Annotated in this window: 20 protein-coding genes; 12 read left to right on the forward strand and 8 right to left on the reverse strand. The window is 64.9% G+C overall.

Annotated elements, in window-relative coordinates:
* Positions 1–25: 25 nt before the first annotated feature.
* On the reverse strand, positions 26–1,357 hold the full coding sequence (locus P6U31_RS04365) for a histidine kinase (RefSeq protein ID WP_407187035.1): 1,332 nt from the start codon (positions 1,355–1,357) through the stop codon (positions 26–28).
* A gap of 86 nt (positions 1,358–1,443) precedes the next feature.
* Between P6U31_RS04365 and P6U31_RS04370 the strand changes: the two genes are divergently transcribed.
* The 5 genes from P6U31_RS04370 (at position 1,444) to P6U31_RS04390 (ending at position 6,754) form a co-directional block, all read left to right on the forward strand.
* Complete coding sequence (locus P6U31_RS04370) at positions 1,444–2,088, forward strand: response regulator (protein ID WP_407187036.1); 645 nt, start codon at positions 1,444–1,446, stop codon at positions 2,086–2,088.
* A gap of 562 nt (positions 2,089–2,650) precedes the next feature.
* Complete coding sequence (thrC, locus tag P6U31_RS04375) at positions 2,651–4,069, forward strand: threonine synthase (protein ID WP_407187037.1); 1,419 nt, start codon at positions 2,651–2,653, stop codon at positions 4,067–4,069.
* Entirely contained in the window at positions 4,066–5,355 is a 1,290-nt protein-coding gene (locus P6U31_RS04380) for a M16 family metallopeptidase (protein ID WP_407187038.1), read from the forward strand. The genes thrC and P6U31_RS04380 overlap by 4 nt, the downstream gene beginning before the upstream one ends.
* A 38-nt stretch (positions 5,356–5,393) precedes the next feature.
* Positions 5,394–5,981: a GNAT family N-acetyltransferase gene (locus tag P6U31_RS04385; RefSeq protein ID WP_407187039.1), complete on the forward strand. Its 588-nt coding sequence runs from the start codon at positions 5,394–5,396 to the stop codon at positions 5,979–5,981.
* A 122-nt stretch (positions 5,982–6,103) separates the two neighbouring features.
* The gene (locus tag P6U31_RS04390) at positions 6,104–6,754 is read left to right on the forward strand and encodes a hypothetical protein (protein WP_407187040.1); all 651 of its coding nucleotides are present in this window, start codon (positions 6,104–6,106) and stop codon (positions 6,752–6,754) included.
* A gap of 126 nt (positions 6,755–6,880) precedes the next feature.
* On the opposite strand, the gene gspM is transcribed toward P6U31_RS04390, so the two are convergent.
* From gspM to P6U31_RS04415, 5 genes are all read right to left on the reverse strand, one after another.
* Positions 6,881–7,366 carry a type II secretion system protein GspM gene (gene gspM, locus P6U31_RS04395; RefSeq protein ID WP_407187041.1) on the reverse strand — a complete coding sequence of 162 codons (486 nt, stop codon included), beginning with the start codon at positions 7,364–7,366 and terminating at the stop codon, positions 6,881–6,883.
* 5 nt (positions 7,367–7,371) lie between these two features.
* The gene (locus tag P6U31_RS04400; RefSeq protein ID WP_407187042.1) at positions 7,372–7,938 is read right to left on the reverse strand and encodes a F0F1 ATP synthase subunit B'; all 567 of its coding nucleotides are present in this window, start codon (positions 7,936–7,938) and stop codon (positions 7,372–7,374) included.
* Positions 7,939–7,999: 61 nt separating this feature from the next.
* On the reverse strand, positions 8,000–8,227 hold the full coding sequence (locus P6U31_RS04405; protein ID WP_018643436.1) for a F0F1 ATP synthase subunit C: 228 nt from the start codon (positions 8,225–8,227) through the stop codon (positions 8,000–8,002).
* Between the two features lie 53 nt (positions 8,228–8,280).
* On the reverse strand, positions 8,281–9,030 hold the full coding sequence (locus P6U31_RS04410; RefSeq protein ID WP_407187043.1) for a F0F1 ATP synthase subunit A: 750 nt from the start codon (positions 9,028–9,030) through the stop codon (positions 8,281–8,283).
* A gap of 112 nt (positions 9,031–9,142) precedes the next feature.
* On the reverse strand, positions 9,143–9,517 hold the full coding sequence (locus P6U31_RS04415) for an AtpZ/AtpI family protein (protein ID WP_128923256.1): 375 nt from the start codon (positions 9,515–9,517) through the stop codon (positions 9,143–9,145).
* A 359-nt stretch (positions 9,518–9,876) separates the two neighbouring features.
* Between P6U31_RS04415 and P6U31_RS04420 the strand changes: the two genes are divergently transcribed.
* Together P6U31_RS04420 and P6U31_RS04425 are read left to right on the forward strand one after the other, a co-directional pair.
* A complete protein-coding gene (locus P6U31_RS04420) occupies positions 9,877–10,398 on the forward strand; it encodes a hypothetical protein (RefSeq protein ID WP_407187044.1) in 522 nt (173 codons plus the stop codon).
* Between the two features lie 26 nt (positions 10,399–10,424).
* Positions 10,425–10,898 (forward strand): secondary thiamine-phosphate synthase enzyme YjbQ, encoded by a 474-nt coding sequence (locus P6U31_RS04425; RefSeq protein ID WP_407187045.1) that lies wholly within the window; start codon positions 10,425–10,427, stop codon positions 10,896–10,898.
* A 122-nt stretch (positions 10,899–11,020) separates the two neighbouring features.
* Here P6U31_RS04425 and P6U31_RS04430 read toward each other — a convergent pair whose 3' ends face one another.
* On the reverse strand, positions 11,021–12,646 hold the full coding sequence (locus P6U31_RS04430; protein ID WP_407187046.1) for an MFS transporter: 1,626 nt from the start codon (positions 12,644–12,646) through the stop codon (positions 11,021–11,023).
* Between the two features lie 338 nt (positions 12,647–12,984).
* Between P6U31_RS04430 and P6U31_RS04435 the strand changes: the two genes are divergently transcribed.
* Positions 12,985–13,656: a response regulator gene (locus P6U31_RS04435; RefSeq protein WP_407187047.1), complete on the forward strand. Its 672-nt coding sequence runs from the start codon at positions 12,985–12,987 to the stop codon at positions 13,654–13,656.
* A gap of 87 nt (positions 13,657–13,743) precedes the next feature.
* On the opposite strand, the gene P6U31_RS04440 is transcribed toward P6U31_RS04435, so the two are convergent.
* Positions 13,744–16,605 carry an ATP-binding protein gene (locus tag P6U31_RS04440; protein WP_407187048.1) on the reverse strand — a complete coding sequence of 954 codons (2,862 nt, stop codon included), beginning with the start codon at positions 16,603–16,605 and terminating at the stop codon, positions 13,744–13,746.
* Positions 16,606–16,804: 199 nt separating this feature from the next.
* Here P6U31_RS04440 and P6U31_RS04445 point away from each other — a divergent pair, with 199 nt between their 5' ends.
* The 4 genes from P6U31_RS04445 (at position 16,805) to P6U31_RS04460 (ending at position 19,764) form a co-directional block, all read left to right on the forward strand.
* The gene (locus P6U31_RS04445) at positions 16,805–17,224 is read left to right on the forward strand and encodes an organic hydroperoxide resistance protein (protein ID WP_407187049.1); all 420 of its coding nucleotides are present in this window, start codon (positions 16,805–16,807) and stop codon (positions 17,222–17,224) included.
* A 34-nt stretch (positions 17,225–17,258) separates the two neighbouring features.
* Positions 17,259–18,287, forward strand: a complete 1,029-nt coding sequence (locus tag P6U31_RS04450) for an alpha/beta fold hydrolase (protein ID WP_407187050.1) — start codon at positions 17,259–17,261, stop codon at positions 18,285–18,287.
* 70 nt (positions 18,288–18,357) lie between these two features.
* A complete protein-coding gene (locus P6U31_RS04455) occupies positions 18,358–18,921 on the forward strand; it encodes a cytochrome P460 family protein (RefSeq protein ID WP_407187051.1) in 564 nt (187 codons plus the stop codon).
* An 18-nt stretch (positions 18,922–18,939) separates the two neighbouring features.
* Positions 18,940–19,764, forward strand: coding sequence for an SDR family NAD(P)-dependent oxidoreductase (locus P6U31_RS04460; RefSeq protein WP_407187052.1), 825 nt, complete (start codon positions 18,940–18,942; stop codon positions 19,762–19,764).
* The last annotated feature ends 4 nt before the right edge of the window (positions 19,765–19,768 follow it).

Genomic DNA, 19,768 nt, shown 5'->3' on the forward strand with positions numbered 1-19,768 from the left:
CGATTCATCTAAGTCTCATCGCACCTCAGCGGTTGACCGGCGCCTCGCGTGCCGGCTCGATTGGCAGACGGCAGCGGACATAGGTTCGCTCATCCACGCGCAGCAGTGACAGCGATCCGCTGAGCGCGCGCACGCGCTCATGCATGCCGGTCAGGCCGCGGCCGAAGACATTGTCGGCGGGAAAGCCGCCGCCGTCGTCGGAGATCTCGATGACGAGCGTCTCACCGGCGATGGTGGCCTGGACGTGGGCGCTGCTCGCCTTGGCGTGGCGCAGCACGTTGGTCAGAGCCTCCTGGATCACCCGATAGATGGTCCGAGCTAGCGGCCCGTCGATCACATTGAGATCCGGGTCGATCGTATCCGTCAGGGCGATATGCGGCGCCTGCTTGCGAAAGTTCCGGAGCAGCGTCTGCACGCTCGCCGCGAGGCCCAGCTCCTCGATGTAGAGCGGCCGCAGCCGATCGAGGATGCGGCGGTTGGTCTGCTGCAGCGCCTCGACCGATTGCAGCACCTCCTGGGCTGAATTGCCGAGATTTCCCGCAAGCGGTGCTGCGTCGACCAGCGCAATCGTACTGGCGCGGATGCTGAACAGCAGCGGTCCGAGCTCGTCGTGCAATTCGCGGGCGAGATCACGCCGCTCGTCGTCCTGGAGTGACACAAGGCGATGCATCAGGTCGCGATTGTCCTGGCTCAGTTGCGCAAGCGTTGCAGCCAGCGCATTTGCTTCCGCGCAGCTCTGCCGGATCTCCGGCGGCCCTCCGACCGGGATCGGTTTGGTGTAATCGCCGCGCCGCATCCGTGTCAGGCCTTCGCCGAGATGCTGCAGGGGGCGCAGTGCCGACCCCGCGAAGAAATAGGCGATGATTCCGGTGAGCACCATCAGCACGGCGACGAGACTGGCCAGCGCGAGGAAGCCGATCCATTTCTCGAACAGGTCGGCCGACAGGTCCGGCAGAAACACGATATCGCCGATCCGCCTGCCGTCGATCAGCACCGGGGCCGCGGCATCCGTGTCCGATATCATGAGCAGGTCGGCGAACCATTGCGGAACCGCCTGCAAGTTACGCCTGCCGTCCTGCGGAGGACGGCCTTCCGCAGAGCGGAATTGTATATCCGAGGAGGTGGTCAGGGACTGAATGAACGCGTCAAGCGTCTTCTGCGGATTGTCCGACGCACGCAAAGTGTTGTTGAGTGCGGTGGCGATGGTTTGGGTCGAACGGCGAGCCGGCTCGTTCTCGTCGGCCAGCTGGCTGGTCGCGAAGATCTGCAGCAGCACGCCGCCCAGGATCAGCGCTGCGAGAAAACTCGCGCCGAGTGGAAGAAACAGTTGCGTTCTGAACGAGAGTCGTTGCCACATTAGGGCAATTCTAACGCGCATCGACGGGATTTTCTCTTTCCATTTGTTCCCGCCGGTCTATGAGTCGAACAACAAGAGAGCGCGCGATGCAAGATAGTGCCAAGCCGGCGACCCGGGTTCTGATTGTCGACGACCATCCTGTGGTGCTGTCCGGTTGCCGCACCCTGTTCGCTTCCGATCATTCGATCCGGATCGAGGAGGCGACGGACGCCAAATCCGGGCACCGCGCCTATGTCAGCAAGCGGCCCGACGTTGCCGTGATCGACATCAGCCTGCCCGACGTCTCCGGCTTCGAGCTGATGCGGCGCATCCGCAAGGACGATCCCGACGCCAAGATCATCATGTTCAGCATGAATGACGATCCGGCCTTCGTGGTGCGGGCGGTCGAGCTCGGGGCGCAGGGCTATGTCTCCAAGGGCGACGATCCCAGGATCCTGCTGAAAGCGGTGCGCAAGGTGGTCGCGGGCGACAATTTCATCTCGCCGCAACTCGCGGAAGCGGTGACGTTTTCCGGCGCGGCGATCAAGGCCAACCCAGCCTCGCAGATGACGCCGCGGGAGCTCGAGATTCTCCGCCTGCTCGGGCGCGGCGACAAGATCGTCGAAGTCGCCGAGGCGCTTGGCATCTCCTACAAGACGGTCGCCAACACCACGTCCCTGCTCAAGCAGAAATTAGGGGCCAAGAACCATTCCGACCTGATCAGGATCGCGGTGGAAATCGGGATGAATTGATGTCCCGGGCGCTGTCGTCGCACCGAACCGGCCGCTCCAGGATGCAGCCGGTCCGGCGCACGGATCGATGCCAGCGTGCACCGGGCAATGGCATGGATACGCGCCGACGCCCATCCGCCGATCCCAATGGGCGGAGGCGGTGCTCGTTCCCGGAAATTCGGGAAAGTCCGGCAATGCGCGCCATCCAGCTGCTTGGCTTTGCGTTAGAACGCTGAATTGACGTCGGGAATAATAGGAACATTTTCTCGCGCCCATCGTTTTCGCCCTTGACGGTTTCGTGACAGGCGACGAAAGGTTACGCGATCAGTTTTGAGGGGTCGACGACCCCGAAGGCAAACCGGTCTGCACACATCAACGACAGACCTTCCAAGAGAGGGCTGCGGCACCGCCGCAGCCCTTTTTGTTGCGCAGGCACCTGCCGGGCAGGTGTGCAGACGGGAAGCGGTTTCCCGATGCCGCAAAACACTTTATGGTGGCTCCAAGCCTCTGGCCGCTAACAGTAACTTCGTAAAATCAAAGGCTTATGGATCGTGCTTAGGCCGGTCCGCCTTTGGAGGGCAGTTTGACTCGCTATATCTCGACCCGGGGCGAGGCCCCCGAACTCGGCTTCTGTGACGTGATGCTGACCGGGCTCGCGCGCGACGGCGGCCTGTATGTTCCGACCGTCTGGCCGCAGCTCTCGCCCGAGACCATCGCCGGCTTCTTCGGCCGCCCCTATTGGGAGGTCGCGGTCGATGTGATTCGTCCCTTCACGGGTGGCGAGATCGCCGACGCCGAGCTCGGCCGCATGGCGAACGAGGCCTATGCGACCTTCCGTCATCCGGCCGTGGTGCCGCTGCGCCAGATGGCGCCGCACCAGTTCGTGCTGGAGCTGTTCCACGGCCCGACGCTCGCCTTCAAGGACGTGGCGATGCAGCTGATTTCGCGGCTGATGGATCACGTACTCGCCAAGCGCGGCCAGCGCACCACCATCGTGGTCGCAACCTCAGGCGACACAGGCGGCGCCGCGGTCGAGGCCTTCGCCGGCCTCGAGAACGTGGATCTGATCGTGCTGTTTCCGCACGGCCGCATCTCCGAGGTGCAGCGACGGATGATGACCACGACCGGCGCGGCCAATGTCCATGCGCTTGCCATCGAGGGCAATTTCGACGACTGCCAGGCGCTGGTGAAGGGGATGTTCAATAATCATCGCTTCCGCGATGCCACCTCGCTCTCCGGTGTCAACTCCATCAACTGGGCGCGCATCGTCGCGCAGGTGGTCTACTATTTCACCTCCGCCGTGGCCGTCGGCGCGCCGGCGCGCGCGGTGGACTTCGTGGTGCCGACCGGCAATTTCGGCGACATCTTCGCCGGCTACGTCGCCAAGCGCATGGGGTTGCCGGTGCGGACCCTGCGCATCGCGGCCAATGTCAACGACATCCTGGCGCGCACGCTGAAGACCGGGATCTACGAGGTTCGCGAAGTGCACGCGACGGCATCGCCGTCGATGGACATCCAGATCTCATCGAATTTCGAGCGGCTGCTGTTCGAGGCTGGCCGCCGCGATGCAGCCGGCGTGCGCCGCCTGATGGATTCGCTGAAGCAGTCCGGACGCTTCGTGCTGCCCGATGCGACGCTGGCTGCAATCCGCGAGGAGTTCGACGCCGGGCGCGCTGACGAGACCGAGACCGCGGCTGCGATCCGCGCCGGCTGGCGCGAGGCCGGCGAGCTGGTCGATCCCCATACGGCGGTGGCGCTCGCTGTCGCCGACCGCGATACGACGGACACGCGGGTGCCGAGCATCGTGCTCTCCACCGCCCATCCGGCCAAATTCCCCGACGCCGTCGAAGCCGCCTGCGGCCAGCGGCCGCAACTGCCGGCCTGGCTCGATGGATTGATGACCAAATCCGAACATATGAAGGTGATGAAGAACGACCAAGCCGAGGTCGAGCGGTTCGTGCTGTCGGTCAGCCGCGCTGCAAAGCAGGGAGTTGCTGGATGAGCGTCGAGATTTCCAAGCTTGCCTCCGGCCTGACCGTCGTCACCGACAAGATGCCCCAGCTCGAGACCGCGGCGCTCGGCGTCTGGGCTGGCGTCGGCGGCCGCGACGAGAAGCCGAACGAGCATGGCATTTCGCACCTGCTCGAGCACATGGCGTTCAAGGGCACGACGAAGCGCTCCTCGCGCGAGATCGTTGAGGAGATCGAGGCGGTCGGCGGCGACCTCAATGCCGGCACCTCGACCGAAACGACGTCCTATTATGCGCGGGTGCTGAAGGCGGACGTGCCGCTGGCGCTCGACGTGCTCGCCGACATCCTCGCCAATCCCGCCTTCGAGCCCGACGAGCTGGAGCGCGAGAAAAACGTCATCGTGCAGGAGATCGGCGCGGCGCAGGATACGCCCGACGATGTCGTGTTCGAGCATCTCAACGAGCTCTGCTATCCCGACCAGCCGATGGGCCGCTCGCTGCTCGGCACCGCGAAGACTCTGCGCAGCTTCAACCGCGACATGCTGCGCGGCTATCTCTCGACGCATTATCGCGGGCCCGACATGGTGGTGGCGGCGGCCGGCGCGGTCGATCACGGCCAGGTGGTCGCCGAGGTCGAAAGGCGCTTTGCAAGCTTCGAGGGGACGCCGGGCCCGAAGCCGCAAACCGCTCAATTCGGCAAGGGCGGCGCCAAGGTGGTGCATCGCGAGCTCGAGCAGGCGCATCTGACGCTGGCGCTGGAAGGGGTGCCGCAGACCGATTTGTCGCTGTTCTCGCTCCAGGTCTTCACCAACGTGCTCGGTGGCGGAATGTCGTCGCGGCTGTTCCAGGAGGTGCGCGAGAAGCGCGGTCTCTGCTACTCCATCTACGCGTTCCACGCGCCCTATACCGACACCGGCTTCTTCGGCCTCTACACCGGGACCGACCCGGCCGATGCGCCGGAAATGATGGAGGTCGTGGTCGACATCATGAATGAGTCGGTGGAGACGCTGACCGAGACCGAGATCGCCCGCGCCAAGGCGCAGATGAAGGCAGGTCTGCTGATGGCGATGGAAAGCTGCTCGTCCCGTGCCGAGCAGCTCGCCCGGCACGTGCTGGCCTATGGCCGGCCGCAGACGGTCGAGGAGCTGGTCGGCCGGATCGACGCCGTCAGCGTCGAATCGACCCGGGACGCAGCGCGTGCGCTGTTGTCGCGGAGCCGGCCCGCCGTTGTCGCATTAGGCAGTGGCAGGGGTCTGGACACGGCGGTGTCTTTTGCGGAAGGATTGACCCGGGCGCGCGCCAAGGCGCGGCTGCATTAGAAGCCGCGAATGGCGAGACCGCCCCGGAAAGCATCACCATGGCCCTCTTTCGCCTGCCGTCCAGTGGACCCGCCGCCCTCGCGCCGCGCGGCAACGGGCTGTTGTTGCGCGCCCCGCAGATGTCGGACTTCCTGCAATGGGCTCACTTGCGGGAGTCCAGCCGCGATTACCTGACGCCCTGGGAGCCGATCTGGCCGTCCGACGATCTCACCCGCTCGGGCTTCCGCCGCCGTCTGCGCCGCTATTCCGAGGACATCGCCGCGGACCGCTCCTATCCCTTTCTGATCTTCCGCGAGCTCGATGGCGCCATGGTCGGCGGTATCACCCTGGCCAATGTCCGCCGCGGCATCGTGCAGGCCGGCACCATCGGCTATTGGATCGGGCAACCCTATGCCCATCGCGGCTACATGACGGCGGCGCTGCGGGTGCTCCTGCCGACCCTGTTCGGCGAGCTCAATTTGCACCGGGTCGAGGCCGCCTGTATCCCGACCAATGCGCCGTCGATCCGGGTGCTGGAAAAGTGCGGCTTCACCCGCGAGGGGCTCGCCCGCCGCTATCTCTGCATCAACGGAGTCTGGCAGGATCATCTGCTGTTCGGCCTGCTGCACGAGGATTTCCGCGGCTGAGCCGCCCGCTTCGCGCGGCCGAATCCCCCTTTTTGCTGCCTTGGGTTCGCCGATTTTGGCGATATAACCCGCATGCCCCGGCCGGCGATCGGCCGGACAATTGTCATGGAGTACAGGCGTCGATGGTGCAGGAGTTTCGGTCATCGCGGAATGCGTTGCGGCTGGGAACGGCGATCGCGCTGGCATTGTCGATCGGACTCGTTTCGGTCTCACCGGCGGCGGCCCAGTCGCTGACCGACCGCTTCAAGAGCCTGTTCGGCGGCAAGTCCGACGAGCCGACCGAGCCCAAGCCGGCGCCTGCGCCCGGCCAGCCGGCAGAAGACGACCTCGATTGCCCGCAGGTCACGGTGCGCGCGGGGGCCTCGACCTATGCGGTTGGCGCCGGCGGCAAGCCGGCCGTTGGCAATGAGATCCGTTTCCAGGCCTCGATCACCAAGATGGCGCGCGAATGTTCCCGCAGCAGCGCTGGCATCACGGCCAGGATCGGCATCCAGGGCCGCGTCATCGCCGGTCCCGCCGGTGCGCCTGCCTCGGTCGAAGTGCCGCTGCGCATCGCGGTGGTGCAGGGCGGCGTCGGCGAGAAGGTGATCGCCTCGAAGGCCTACCGGACCACCGTCGAGATGACCGAGGGCGGCAGCGTGCCCTTCACCTTCGTCGCCGAGGACATGACCTATCCGGCGCCGGCGCCCGCGGTCGCCGATAGCTACATTTTCTATGTCGGCTTCGACCCGCAGGCACTCTCGCCCGAGCCGAAGGGGCGGAAGAAGAAGTAGCCTGGGGTCTTCCGGCAATCTCAGCTGTCATTGCCCGCGGGTGATGACACCGCGATTGTCGCTGTTACCCGATAAAAAAACCGGCGCTCATCGCGCCGGCTTTTTGATTTCGTGAAGGCAAAACCCTCAGTTCAGCTTCTGCCTGACTTCGTTGATGCCCTTGGCGAGCAGGTCGTCGGCAATCTGGCCCTTGACCGACTGCGACAGGATCGTGGAGGCGGCCTGGACGGCGGCTTCCGCGGCAGCGGCGCGGACATCGGCCAGCGCCTGGGCTTCGGCGAGTGCGATCTTGCTCTCGGCGGTCTTGGTTCGGCGGGCGACGAAGTCTTCCATCTTGGCCTTGGCATCGGCCGCGATGCGCTCGGCTTCGGCCTTGGCATTGGCAATGATGTCGGCAGCCTCGCGCTCGGCCGTGGCACTGCGCGCCTTGTAGTCGGCGAGCACCTTGGCCGCCTCCTGCTTGAGGCGCGCGGCGTCGTCGAGCTCGGCCTTGATGCGGGCTGCGCGATGATCGAGTGCGGTCATCGCCGATTTGAACACCCCGAGATAGCCGAACACGACCATCAGGATCACGAAGGCGACGGCGACCCAGGTCTCAGGATCGAAGAACATATCGACTAGCCTTTCAAGGACGCGTCAACGGCAGCACCGACTGAGGCCGCATCCGGAACCACGCCGGTGAGCTGCTGCACGATCTGGCCTGCCGCATCGGCCGCGATGCCGCGGACGTTGCTCATGGCTGTGGCGCGGGTCGAGGCGATGGTCTTCTCCGCCTCGGCGAGCTTGGCCGCCAGCTGTTCTTCCAGCGCCTTGCGCTCGGCATCTGCCTGCGCATTCGCCTTGTCGCGGGATTCGTTGCCGATCGCCTGTGCCCGCGTGCGCGCCGAAGCGAGCTCGCCTTCATAGGCCTTCAGCGCCGCCTCGGACTGGTCCTTCAGCTTCTGCGCCTCGGTGAGGTCACCCTCGATCTTGTTCTGGCGCGCCTCGATCGCACCGCCGACCTTCGGCAGAGCGAGCTTGGACACGATCACGTAAAGCACGACGAAGAAGATCGCGAGCGACACCAGCTGCGAAGCAAAAGTGCTGCTCTCGAACGGCGGAAAACCGCCGCCGTGATGACCGCCATCGGCTTCGGTGTGAGCGCCCGCCGCCGGACCCTTCGCCTCGCCATGACTCTCGGCCATGGAGTACTCCTGTTGCTGTCACGCGCCGCTTCGGATGAAGCGGCGCGAAAGAAGTCGTTCTTTAGAAAACGAACAGCAGAAGCAGCGCGATCAGCAGCGAGAAGATGCCGAGCGCTTCGGTCACGGCGAAGCCGAAGATCAGGTTGCCGAACTGGCCCTGAGCGGCCGACGGGTTGCGGACGGCTGCGGCGAGGTAGTTGCCGAAGATCACGCCCACGCCGACGCCCGCACCGCCCATGCCGATGCACGCGATGCCCGCGCCAATAAGTTTTGCTGCTGCCGGATCCATTTTAGACTCCTTGGAAGAAAGATTGGGTTGTGGGTGGAAATTCCCCGGACCGCTCAGTGTCCCGGATGAATGGCGTCGTTGAGGTAGATGCAGGTCAGGATCGCAAACACATAGGCTTGCAGGAACGCGACCAGAATCTCGAGCGCGTACAGCGCGATCGTGAGCGCAAGCGGCAGCACGCCGCCGACCCAGCCGATGGCGCCGAGCGAGAAGCCCAGCATGGCGACGAAGCCCGCAAACACCTTCAGCGCGATGTGGCCGGCCAGCATGTTGGCGAACAGACGAATGCTGTGCGAAACCGGACGCAGGAAGAACGACAGGATCTCGATGAACATCACCAGCGGCAGGATGTAGCCGGGGACGCCGTGAGGAACGAAAATCGAGAAGAATTTCAGGCCGTTCTTGGCGACGCCGTAGATCAGCACGGTGAAGAAGACCAGCAGCGCCAAGCCTACGGTGACGATCAGGTGGCTCGAGACCGTGAAGGTGTAGGGGATGATGCCGACTAGGTTCGAGACGCAGATGAACATGAACAGCGAGAAGATCAGCGGGAAGAACTTCATGCCTTCCGCGCCGGCTGTCGAACGGATGGTCGAGGCGACGAACTCGTAGGAAATTTCGGCGACCGACTGCAGACGGCCGGGAACCAGCTGTGAACCGCTGGCGAGCATCAGGACCGCGATGATCGCCACTGCCACCAGCATGTAGAGCGATGAATTGGTGAAGGCGATCGTGTGATTGCCGATATGGCCGATCGTGAAGAGAGGCTCGATGTTGAACTGGTGGATCGGATCGATTTTCATCGGCGCGGCATCTCTTGGTCTGCCGGGCAATGCCGGCGGGTCTCGGTCTGCCGGCCGGGCCGGCCCGTACCGGCAAAGCCGGCACGATCATTCCTCTCCTGTGCGGATCGCCTTACGAACCACCGCGCCTGTTTTGACCCGCGCCCGCCGATCTCACCACATTCACCACGCCGGCCACGAAGCCCAGCAGCAGGAACACGATAAATCCGAAAGGCGACGTCGACAGCAAGCGGTCGAACCCCCAGCCAATCCCCGCTCCGACAGCGACACCGGCGACCAACTCCGAGGATAACCGGAAACCAAGCGCCATCGCCGAGGCTCTGGCCGCTCCGTCTCCACCGTCACCTGCGGGTTGCTCGGTCTTGATCCGGCGGTCACGAAGTTCGGACAACCGCTGATCGAGACTCCCGAGCCGTTCGGAAAGCGCAGCTTCCTCGGACGATCTATCGCGATCCCCATTCTCGCCGTGTCCCGTGCCCTGTGTCATGCAACGAAGACCCGAAACGCCGCGGCTGAATGGAAATTGCGCCCGCCACCCTCAAAAGCCGCGCGGACCATACTGATGGCCTATAATCAAGTCAAGCCAAGTCACGATTGCGTCGCTTTCAGTTATGTAATTGATTTTCTTGATGATATTGGCGCGTGCGGCAGCGCTGCACACAGCGTGACGCCGCACCGCAGCAGCTCGCCCCATGAACGGCGAAGGCTGCCGCGCTTTCGCCGCGCCGCCGGGATCAAAGATGCCGCAGGGATCGTTGATGCCGGTGTGTGTTTTGGGCGGCGGATCGCCTCACCGGGGTGTAGAATTTCAGCGATTGCCACCTGTACGTCATAGCGGAGAGCGCGATGAGACCCGTGACGTCATCCACAACATCCTGGCTTGCGGCGGCGGCGTTCGCCGCGGCGATGGCGACCGGCGACGGTCTCGTGGCCGCGCAATCCGCGCCGGACGGCGAAAACGGTCGCTACAGCATGACGCCCATTCCCGAGGGCGTGCTGCGGCTCGACACGCGCACCGGCACGGTATCGACCTGCACCAAGAACGGCGCCGGCTGGGCCTGCTACGCGGTGCCCGACGAACGGAGCGCGCTCGACGCCGAGATCGGCAGGCTCCAGGCCGAGGTCGAGAAGCTGAAGGGGCAGCTCGCGGCGGGGCCGACGGTGTCGGGCAAGATCGACGAGGCGCTGCCGAAATCCGATCCGCTGAAGAAAGCCGAGCCCAGGGTCGCCGAGGGCGAGCGCAAGATCGAGATCCCGCTGCCGAGCGATCAGGACGTCGATCGCGTGATGTCGTTTCTGGAAAAGGCCTGGCGGCGGCTGATCGATATGGCCAACCGCGTCCAGAAGGACGTGTCGGGCAAGATTTGACGGTGTTCGATCAGTCGAGACCCTTCATGACATCAGCCAGATCCATCACCCGCTCGACACCATCCTCGGTGCAAGCCACGACCGTCACGTCGTCACTGCTCACCGTGCAGACGCCGGGCCGCGGCTTCACCGATCTGACCAGTGAAGCAGCGAAATTCATCGCCGAGGCGCAGGCGCGCGAGGGCGCCTTGATGCTGTTCATCCGCCATACCTCGGCCTCGCTGACCATTCAGGAGAACGCTGATCCTTCCGTGCTCGTGGACCTCGGCACGGCGCTGTCCCGGCTTGCGCCGGAGAACGCCGGGTGGACCCACGACACCGAAGGGCCGGACGACATGCCGGCACACGTTAAGACGATGTTGACCGGGACCTCGCTTCAGGTCCCGGTTCTGAACGGCAGGCTTGCACTCGGGACCTGGCAGGCGATCTATCTGATCGAGCACCGCAGCCGTCCGCACCGCCGCGAGATCGTGCTGCAATTCGTCGGCAGCAATCAGTAGAGCGTTTCGAGCGAAGTGGGCGCCGGTTCGCGTAAAGAAAACGCCTCGCAATAAGAGTCGCTCAAAAGCAAAACCGGCCGCGGAGACCGCGGCCGGCTTGTGGTGTCGATCGCTGCTTTCGATCAGGTCGCCTTGATGTCGACGTCCTTGGTCTCGGGCAGGAACAGGAAGCCGACCACGACGGTAATCGCGGCGAAGATGACCGGATACCAGAGGCCGGCATAGATATCGCCGGTCGAGGCCACGATGGCGAAGGCGGTCGCCGGCAAGAGGCCGCCGAACCAGCCGTTGCCGATGTGGTAGGGCAGCGACATCGAGGTGTAGCGGATGCGGGTCGGGAACAGTTCGACCAGCATTGCCGCGATCGGGCCGTACACCATGGTGACGAACACCACCAGGATGAACAGCAGCCCGATGGTCGCGGCCACCTGCGGACGGAAGATGTCGAACGGATTCGACATCTTCACGATGCCGGCGTCGCCGGCCTTCGGATAGCCGGCCGCCTGGACCGCGGCGAGCACGGCCGGGTTGCCGTCCTTGGCGTTGGCGTAGGGCACTTCCTTGCCGTTGACCATCACCTTCACGCCGGAGCCGGCTGCGGCCGGCGAGGTCGAATACTTGACCGACGATTGCGACAGGAAGGCGCGGGCGGTGTCGCAAGGCGCGCTGAACACGCGGGTGCCGACCGGGTTGAACAGGTCGCCGCAGCCCTTGGGATCGGCCACCACCTCGACCTTGACCTGCTCGATGGCCTTTTCCAGCGCCGGGTTGGCATTGGTGGTGATCATCTTGAAGATCGGGAAGAAGGTCAGTGCCGCGATCAGGCAGCCGCCGAGGATGATCGGCTTGCGGCCGATCTTGTCGGACAGCACGCCGAACACGACGAAGAAGCCGGTGCCGAGCAGCAGCGACCAGGCGATCAAGAGGTTGGCGGTGTAGCCGTCGACCTTCAGGATCGATTGCAGGAAGAACAGCGCGTAGAACTGGCCGGTGTACCAGACGACCCCCTGGCCCATCACGCCACCGAGCAGCGCGAGCAGCACGAGCTTGCCGTTCTGCCAGTTGCCGAAGGCCTCCGTCAGCGGCGCCTTCGAGCTCTTCCCCTCTTCCTTCATCTTCTGGAAGATCGGCGACTCATTGAGACGCAGCCGGATCCAGACCGAGACGCCGAGCAGCAGCACGGAGACCAGGAACGGAATGCGCCAGCCCCAAGCGGCGAAGTCGGGCTCGCCGGTCGCCGTGCGGGTGAACAGAATCACCAGCAGCGACAGGAACAGGCCGAGCGTCGCCGTGGTCTGGATGAAGGAGGTGTAATAGCCGCGCTTGCCGTTCGGAGCATGCTCCGCGACATAGGTCGCCGCGCCGCCGTACTCACCTCCGAGCGCCAGGCCCTGGGCGAGGCGCAGCGCGATCAGGATGATGGGCGCCGCGATGCCGATGGTCGCCGCGTTCGGCAGCAGGCCGACGATGAAGGTCGACAGACCCATGATCAGGATCGTGACGAGGAAGGTATATTTGCGGCCGACGATGTCGCCGATGCGGCCGAACACGATCGCGCCGAACGGACGCACCAGGAAGCCGGCGGCGAACGCAAGCAGCGCGAAGATGTCGCGGGTTGCCGGCGGATAGGCCGAGAAGAACTGCGTGCCGATGATGCCGGCCAGTGAGCCATAGAGATAGAAATCGTACCATTCGAAGACGGTACCGAGCGAGGAAGCGAGAATGACGAACCGTTCGTCCTTCGTCATCCCTCCCGCGCCTGCTTGAGATACAGCCATTGTCGACATGTTAAGTCGCTCCCCAAATGCGTTTCCTCGCGCCCCGGATGTCCGGACGTGCCGGATCAACCCAGGTCTTGCCCGCAAGGTAACATCGGCGTGAAACCCGCCCCAATACGACTTTCGGCCTTGCGCACTGACGCGCAGCTGACGTCCGGTATCAGGTGGCGGTGTGCGGTCACGGAAACTTCCGGATTAACCCCTTTGCAGCAAAGGGATAATGTGTACTTGCATGCCACGGCTGCTCGGGAAAGAATTGACCCATCCGGGATCTGGTCCGCCGGCCCGCGAACGACAGCAAGAGAACGATGAACGCTCCCTCGACTCATCTCGTCATCGCCGATGACCATCCTCTTTTCCGCGACGCGCTACGACAGGCGGTGGCCGGCGTCCTGACCTCGGCCAGGATCGACGAGGCCGGATCGTTCGAGGATTTGACCAGGCTGCTGGAACAGAGCTCGGATGTCGACCTGATCCTGCTCGACCTCTCGATGCCGGGCATTTCCGGCTTCTCCGGCCTGATCTATCTGCGGGCGCAATATCCGGCGATTCCGGTCGTGATCGTCTCGGCCTCCGACGACAGCGCCACGATCCGCCGCTCGCTCGATTTCGGCGCCTCCGGCTTCATCCCGAAGCGTTTCGGCGTCGAGACGCTGCGCGACGCCATCCTCAAGGTGATGGAAGGCGACGTCTGGGTTCCCGCCGATACCGATCTGTCGGCGGAGGCGGATCCCGATATGACGCGTCTGCGCGACCGGCTGGTGACCCTGACGCCGCAGCAGGTCCGGGTCCTGATGATGCTGTCGGAGGGCCTGCTCAACAAGCAGATCGCCTACGAGCTCGGGGTGTCCGAGGCCACCATCAAGGCGCATGTCTCGGCCATCCTGCAAAAGCTCGGCGTCGAAAGCCGCACCCAGGCCGTGATCGCCGCCGCCAGGATCGCCGGCGGCCAGTGGAAGCAGGGCACGCCGGCGGGGTGATCCGCACAAACAGTCCCATCGTCGCCCCGAGGCGCCGGAGCGTAGCGGAGACTCGAAGGATGACAGAGCTCGATAGGGCGCAATTGGCTACAGCGTCGGGAGCAGACGATTGGCCGCTCTGATATCTGCCGTCTCGGAGCCTTCTACAAAGCCGTCAAGCGCCGATTGAACCAATTGTTTCGCGTCCTCAGGCCGGCCGCGTTCGACGAGCAGCTGCGCAAGATCGATCGCGGCCCGCAGCTCCCAGGCTTTTGCGCCTTTGCGACGGCTCAAATCCCGCGACTGCATGAAGCAGACTTCTGCCTGCTCGGTATCGGGCTTCGGCAGCGACAACAGAACTCGGCCCTTCATGCGCAGCAGCTCGGGCATGTAGAGATGATCGCCGCTTTGCTCGACGAGGCGAATGGTGTCGTCGATCAGCTCGGCGCTCTGCTCGATCTGTCCAAGCGCCAGCAAGCCCTGGACCAGCGCGATGTTGAACGCCGTGGTGAGCAGCTCGTAGCCGGCATCGTGGAGCTCGCGCAGGCAGGCCCTGATGGTCTCGACGCCGCCCGCGGCATCGCCGCGCTCGATCGCCAGCTCGCCTTTGACGCCGCGGCCGACGGCGAGATAAGGCCCCATCGAGCGCGAATTGGCATGCGCGATGAAGCGGTCGATGTTCTCGTTCGCGCCGTCGAGGTCTCCGCTCCAGAGGTCGATCGAGACCGCCCAGATCAGCGCAATGCAGAGCGTGATCGGGTGATCCATCTGTGCGGCTTCGGCGACCGTCTGCTGCGCCAGTTGCAGCGCTTCCGCAGGCCGGCCTTGCAACCAGAGCTCGCGAGCCAGGGTGATGCCGGCCCGGTTGCGATGATCGAAGCCGTGGACGGTGCTGACTAGCTCCGTGCCAGGACCTTGCCAGGCGACCTCCAGCATCTTCAGCGCGTCGTGATGCTCACCCGCCAGATGCAGCGAGACACCCAGCAGGGAATGGGCGAGGGCGATCGAGCCGGGGTCGCCCAGCGACCGCGCGACCGCGAGGCTCTTTTGCGCATAGCCGAGCGCGGCGTCGAACTCTCCCATCCGCTCGTGAAAGATATGCATCCGGCCGAGCAGCTGGAGCTGGTTGACCTCGTCGCCGCGCGCTTCGGCGATGGCAAGGCTCCTGCTCAAGGCGCTACGCGCCGCCTCGCTGCCGCCGCGGGTGAACATCAAGGTCAGCCCGAGCGCGGCCTGGATGTGCATCTCCTCGGCGCTGCCGCGCGAGTAGGGGGCAATCGCCAGCAGCGCCCGTTCCGACCAGCGTCGGCATTCGATCAGCAGGGACATCGCCAGGAAGATCGGCGCCGCGGCGGCGGCGAGCGCAACGCCGATGCCGAGATCACCGTTCGGGCCGAAGCACCAGTCGAGCGCGGCGCGCACATTGTGAAGCGCGGAGAAGTGAGCTGCTCGCTCATCCGCGCTCGGCACCATCGCCCACGTCGTGCCGGCTTGCTCCAGCCATCGCCGGTAGTAGGTCGCGTGGCGGGCGGCGAGAGCCGCGTCATCGGGTTCGATCTCGAGCAGATAGGCACGCGTCGTGTCGAGCAGACGGTAGCGCATCATGGCGCCGATGGGGCGCGGCGCGACCATCGATTTGGCAACGAGACTGTCGACGGCGTCGAACAGGCGGGTGCGGTCGACGCGCTCGTCCGGCACGACCTCGAGCGCTGCGTCGATGGTGAAGTGCCCGGCGAAGACCGCAAGCCTGCGCAGCACGAGGCGCTCGAGATCCGACAACAGTCCGTAGCTCCAGTCGAGCGTGGCTTGCAACGTCTTCTGCCGGGGCGGCGCCGTTCGCTGGCCTTGCCAAAGCAGATTGAGGCGCTCGTCGAGCAGCGCGGCCGTTTGCTCCAGGCCGTAGGCTTCGACCCGGCCGGCGGCGAGCTCGATGGCCAGCGCCATGCCGTCGAGCTTGCGGCAGATCCTGGCGATGATCGTGGCATTGGCGTCATCGAGCGCGATCTGCGCACCGCCTGCCGTGGCGCGTTCGAGGAATAGCTGAAGCGCGGGATAGGTCCGTGCTGCGGCGACCGTCACGCCGGAGCCGTCGGGTGGAACGGCGAGCGGGGCCAGTCGATAGACCTGCTCGCCCTCGACGCGCAGGGCTTCGCGGCTGGTTGCGAGGATATGGACGTGCGGCGCGGCCTGGAAGATCTCCGCCGCCAGCGGCGCGGCGGCCGCAATGACGTGCTCGCAATTGTCGAGGATCAGCAGCATCCGCTTGTCCTGGAGATGTGCGAGCAGTGCGGGCAGGGGATCGTCGGCCTGCGCCGGCAAGCCAAGCATCAGCAGAATCGAGGTGATCACGAGATCGGGATCGCTCAGCGCGGCAAGGTCGACGAAGTGCGCGGCGTCGGAGAATGTCTCCAGCAGGTCGTGGGCGATCGCTACGGCGACGGCGGTCTTGCCGACGCCGCCGGGCCCGGCAATCGTGACAAAGCGCGAGGCGATGAGCCTGTCGGAGACGGCGGCCATCGCATCGGCGCGCCCGACCATCCGCTGCAGCCGGTTCGGCAGTTTCACGGGCGGCAATTCCGGCCGCGGTGCGGGGCGCTGAGCTGCCGCAAGATCGGCTTGCGAAGTCGGCGCCGCGATCTGCGAAATCGGCGCCACGAAGCAATAGCCGCGGCCAGAGAGCGTCGTGATGTAGCGGGCGCCGTCCTTGCCGTCGCCGAGCGCCTTGCGAAGTGCTGCGACGTGGAAGCGCAGATTGGTCTCTTCGACCGTGATGCCCGGCCACACCAGCGCCATCAGGTCCCATTTGCTGACGACCTCGTTCGGCCGCGACATCAGCGCCATCAGCGTGTCAAATGCTTTCGCGCCGAGCGGCAAGGCGACGCCGTCGCGCATCACAAGCCTTTCATGCGGCCTCACGGAGAATGGCCCGAACGATAGAGTTCCCGTCGTAGTGCCGGCCGGCTCGGTCATGGCGAAATCTTGGTCCCTTCGAGAGGCCCGGATAGCCAGATGAGCGTGATCCGGCAAGGCCGTCCGTGCATCGGCATCAGACCGCGGATGCAGGCCCTTGTGAGGCACGTAAGCTGAGACCTCACAATTTCTCACAAGTCCAAACGGGCGTCCGGCCGCAGCCGCTGCTAGTCAGTGGCGTGACGGCGAGGAGACCATGATGACGCAGGCGGCAAAGATACTCTACACGGCGAGGACCCACACCAGCGGCGGGCGCCATGACGGCATCGCGCGCAGCTCTGACGGTCGCCTGGACGTCAAGCTGTCGCCGCCAGGCGGCGCGGGGATCGGCACCAATCCCGAGCAATTGTTCGCCGCCGGCTGGTCGGCCTGCTTTGAAGGCGCGATGGAGATTGCGGCGCGCAAGCGGAAGATCGACCTTCCAACGAAATGCGCTGTTGATGCGGAGATCGATCTCGTGCTCGACGAGAGCGCCTATTCGCTCCGGGCGCGTCTCAATGTCAGCCTGCCGGGCCTCGATCGCGAGACCGCGCGCGGCATCATCGACGATGCGCATCAAACCTGTCCGTACTCCAGGGCGGTCCGCGGCAATGTCGACGTCACGGTCGCGCTGATCTGAGGCACATCACCAACCACCACAAGGCAGCAACATCATGAAGCAGATCATCGACCAGCAGCGTCGTAACTTCTTTGGCATCGCGGCGGGAACGGTCGCCGTCGGTCTCGGCGTGATTGATCTCGCTCGCGCCGAGACGGAAGCGCGGCAGTCCTCCGCATCGAATGCGTCTTTCGGCACGATCAAGCAGATCGATGCCGGCGTTCTCAACGTCGGCTATGCCGAAGCGGGACCGTCGAACGGTCCCGTGGCTATCCTGCTGCACGGCTGGCCGTACGATATTCACGCCTTCGTCGACGTCGCGCCGATCCTGGCAAAGGCCGGCTATCGCGTCATCATCCCTTATCTGCGCGGTTATGGCTCGACGCAGTTCCTCGCCAGTGAGACGCCGCGCAATGGCGAGCCTGCCGCAATGGCCACCGACATCATCGCGCTGATGGACAAGCTCGACATCAAGAAGGCGGTCGTTGCCGGCTTCGATTGGGGTGCACGCACTGCCGACATCATCGCCGCACTGTGGCCGGAGCGCTGCCGCGCGCTGGTGTCGGTCAGCGGCTATCTGATCTCCAGCCAGGCTGCCGGCAACGCGCCGCTGCCGCCATCGGCCGAGCTGCAATGGTGGTACCAGTTCTATTTCGCGACGGAGCGCGGCCGTGCCGGATACGAGAAGTACACGCACGATTTCGCCAAGCTGATCTGGAAGCTCGCCTCGCCCCAGTGGAAGTTCGACGACGCCACCTTCGCGCGCAGCGCGGCGGCGCTCGACAACAAGGATCATGTCGCGATCACGATCCACAATTACCGCTGGCGGCTCGGGCTCGCCCAGGGCGAAGCCAAATACGAGCAGCTCGAAAAGAAGCTGGCCGCGGCGCCGGTCATCGGCGTGCCGACCATCACGATGGAGGGCGATGCCAACGGCGCGCCGCATCCCGAGCCCAGCGCCTACGCCAAGAAGTTTTCAGGCCGGTACGAGTTTCGCCTGATCACCGGCGGCATCGGTCACAATCTGCCGCAGGAGGCGCCGCAGGCCTTTGCCAAGGCCGTCATCGACGCCGACGGTGCCTGAGGATCCCGTCCTCCCGGCCAGCCCAGGCTGGGCCGGGATCCTACCGTTGCTCTCCGCTTGCTGAAACGTCATGACGCCGATCGAACCTGAACAGAAAACATTCTCCTTCTCCACGGCGATCGTGCTCGCCATGCTGCTCCTCGTCGTTCTCCTGACATGCGTGCCGTACCTCATCACGGTCGCGTTGGCGGAGGGGCCGATGCCACCTGGCCCAGCGGATGCCTCGCCTATTTTCGGCGTCACGATTCCCTCTGGTTACAAGCAGTGGGAGCTGATCGCACCGGCCGAGGAGGCCGCGCCGCTCGACGAGCTTCGCGCCGTTCTCGGCAACCAGACCGCGGTCGATGCCTATCAGGCCGGCAAGCTGCCGTTCCCCGACGGCTCCATCCTGGTCAAGCGCGCCTGGAAGCGGAAACAGTCGCCGGAGTTTGCGTCCGCGACCATCCCGGGTGCCGCCACCACGGTCCAGGTGATGGTCAAGGATTCCAAAAGATACGCCTCGACCGGCGGCTGGGGCTTTGGCCGCTTCGTCAACGGCAAGCCGGTCGACGAGGCTCAGCATCGCACCTGCTTTGCGTGCCACGAAACGCGTGCCAAGGGACGCGATTACGTTTTCACGCGGCTGGCGCCTTAGGTCGATCCGGAGATCGTGGTGTCGAAGACATGGTTCATCAGCGGCAGCTCGCGTGGGCTTGGCCGGGCCATCGTGGAAGCCGCGCTCGCGGCGGGAGATCGCGTGCTGGCTTCGGCCCGGAACCCAAAGCCGCTCGAACCGCTGCTGGAGCGCTCCGGAGAAAGGCTTCGGCTTGCATCGCTCGACGTGACCGACGAGGCGGCAGCGCAAGCGGCGGTCGGCCTCGCCGTGCAGGCATTTGGCGGCGTCGACGTGGTGGTGAACAACGCCGGTTACGGCGATCTCGGATCGGTCGAGGATACCAGCCTGGATTCGTTCCGCCGGCAGATCGAGGCCAATCTGATCGGCACTATCATCGTCACCAAGGCGGCGATCCCGGTGCTACGTCGCCAGCGCCGTGGCCATATCGTGCAGGTCTCGTCTGTCGGCGGGCGGATTGGCGCTCCGGCCCGCGCGGCCTATTCGGCCGCGAAATGGGGAATCGAAGGCTTTTCGGAATCGCTGGCGCGCGAGATGGCGCTGATCGGCGTGAACGTCACGATCGTCGAGCCCGGCGGTTTTCGCACCGGTTTTGCGCAAGCCGCACATGAGACCGGCGAAGGCCGGCCCGAGTACGATGCGGTCGTCGGCGCTGCCGTCAGAATGCAGCGCGACTACGACGGCCACCAGCCCGGCAATCCGGCCAAAGCCGCGGCCGTGGTGCTGAAGCTCGCCCACATGGAGCGCCCGCCTCTGCGCATTGCGCTCGGAAGCGACGCCGTCAACGCCATCGCTGCGACCGATAGGTTCCGCCTGGAAGAGCTGGAGAGGTGGCGAACGCTCAGCGTATCGACCGACTACTGACCCC

It is taken from the genome of Bradyrhizobium centrosematis (assembly GCF_045571495.1).
In the GTDB taxonomy this organism is placed as follows: Bacteria; Pseudomonadota; Alphaproteobacteria; order Rhizobiales; family Xanthobacteraceae; genus Bradyrhizobium; species Bradyrhizobium centrosematis.

Coding starts and splice junctions, on each gene's coding strand:
- P6U31_RS04365 (WP_407187035.1), bottom strand. CDS start 1,357: ATGTGGCAACGACTCTCGTTCAGAACGCAACTGTTTCTTCCACTCGGC.
- P6U31_RS04370 (WP_407187036.1), top strand. CDS start 1,444: ATGCAAGATAGTGCCAAGCCGGCGACCCGGGTTCTGATTGTCGACGAC.
- P6U31_RS04380 (WP_407187038.1), top strand. CDS start 4,066: ATGAGCGTCGAGATTTCCAAGCTTGCCTCCGGCCTGACCGTCGTCACC.
- P6U31_RS04385 (WP_407187039.1), top strand. CDS start 5,394: ATGGCCCTCTTTCGCCTGCCGTCCAGTGGACCCGCCGCCCTCGCGCCG.
- P6U31_RS04390 (WP_407187040.1), top strand. CDS start 6,104: ATGGTGCAGGAGTTTCGGTCATCGCGGAATGCGTTGCGGCTGGGAACG.
- gspM (WP_407187041.1), bottom strand. CDS start 7,366: ATGTTCTTCGATCCTGAGACCTGGGTCGCCGTCGCCTTCGTGATCCTG.
- P6U31_RS04400 (WP_407187042.1), bottom strand. CDS start 7,938: ATGGCCGAGAGTCATGGCGAGGCGAAGGGTCCGGCGGCGGGCGCTCAC.
- P6U31_RS04405 (WP_018643436.1), bottom strand. CDS start 8,227: ATGGATCCGGCAGCAGCAAAACTTATTGGCGCGGGCATCGCGTGCATC.
- P6U31_RS04410 (WP_407187043.1), bottom strand. CDS start 9,030: ATGAAAATCGATCCGATCCACCAGTTCAACATCGAGCCTCTCTTCACG.
- P6U31_RS04415 (WP_128923256.1), bottom strand. CDS start 9,517: ATGACACAGGGCACGGGACACGGCGAGAATGGGGATCGCGATAGATCG.
- P6U31_RS04420 (WP_407187044.1), top strand. CDS start 9,877: ATGAGACCCGTGACGTCATCCACAACATCCTGGCTTGCGGCGGCGGCG.
- P6U31_RS04425 (WP_407187045.1), top strand. CDS start 10,425: ATGACATCAGCCAGATCCATCACCCGCTCGACACCATCCTCGGTGCAA.
- P6U31_RS04430 (WP_407187046.1), bottom strand. CDS start 12,646: ATGACGAAGGACGAACGGTTCGTCATTCTCGCTTCCTCGCTCGGTACC.
- P6U31_RS04435 (WP_407187047.1), top strand. CDS start 12,985: ATGAACGCTCCCTCGACTCATCTCGTCATCGCCGATGACCATCCTCTT.
- P6U31_RS04440 (WP_407187048.1), bottom strand. CDS start 16,605: ATGACCGAGCCGGCCGGCACTACGACGGGAACTCTATCGTTCGGGCCA.
- P6U31_RS04445 (WP_407187049.1), top strand. CDS start 16,805: ATGACGCAGGCGGCAAAGATACTCTACACGGCGAGGACCCACACCAGC.
- P6U31_RS04450 (WP_407187050.1), top strand. CDS start 17,259: ATGAAGCAGATCATCGACCAGCAGCGTCGTAACTTCTTTGGCATCGCG.
- P6U31_RS04455 (WP_407187051.1), top strand. CDS start 18,358: ATGACGCCGATCGAACCTGAACAGAAAACATTCTCCTTCTCCACGGCG.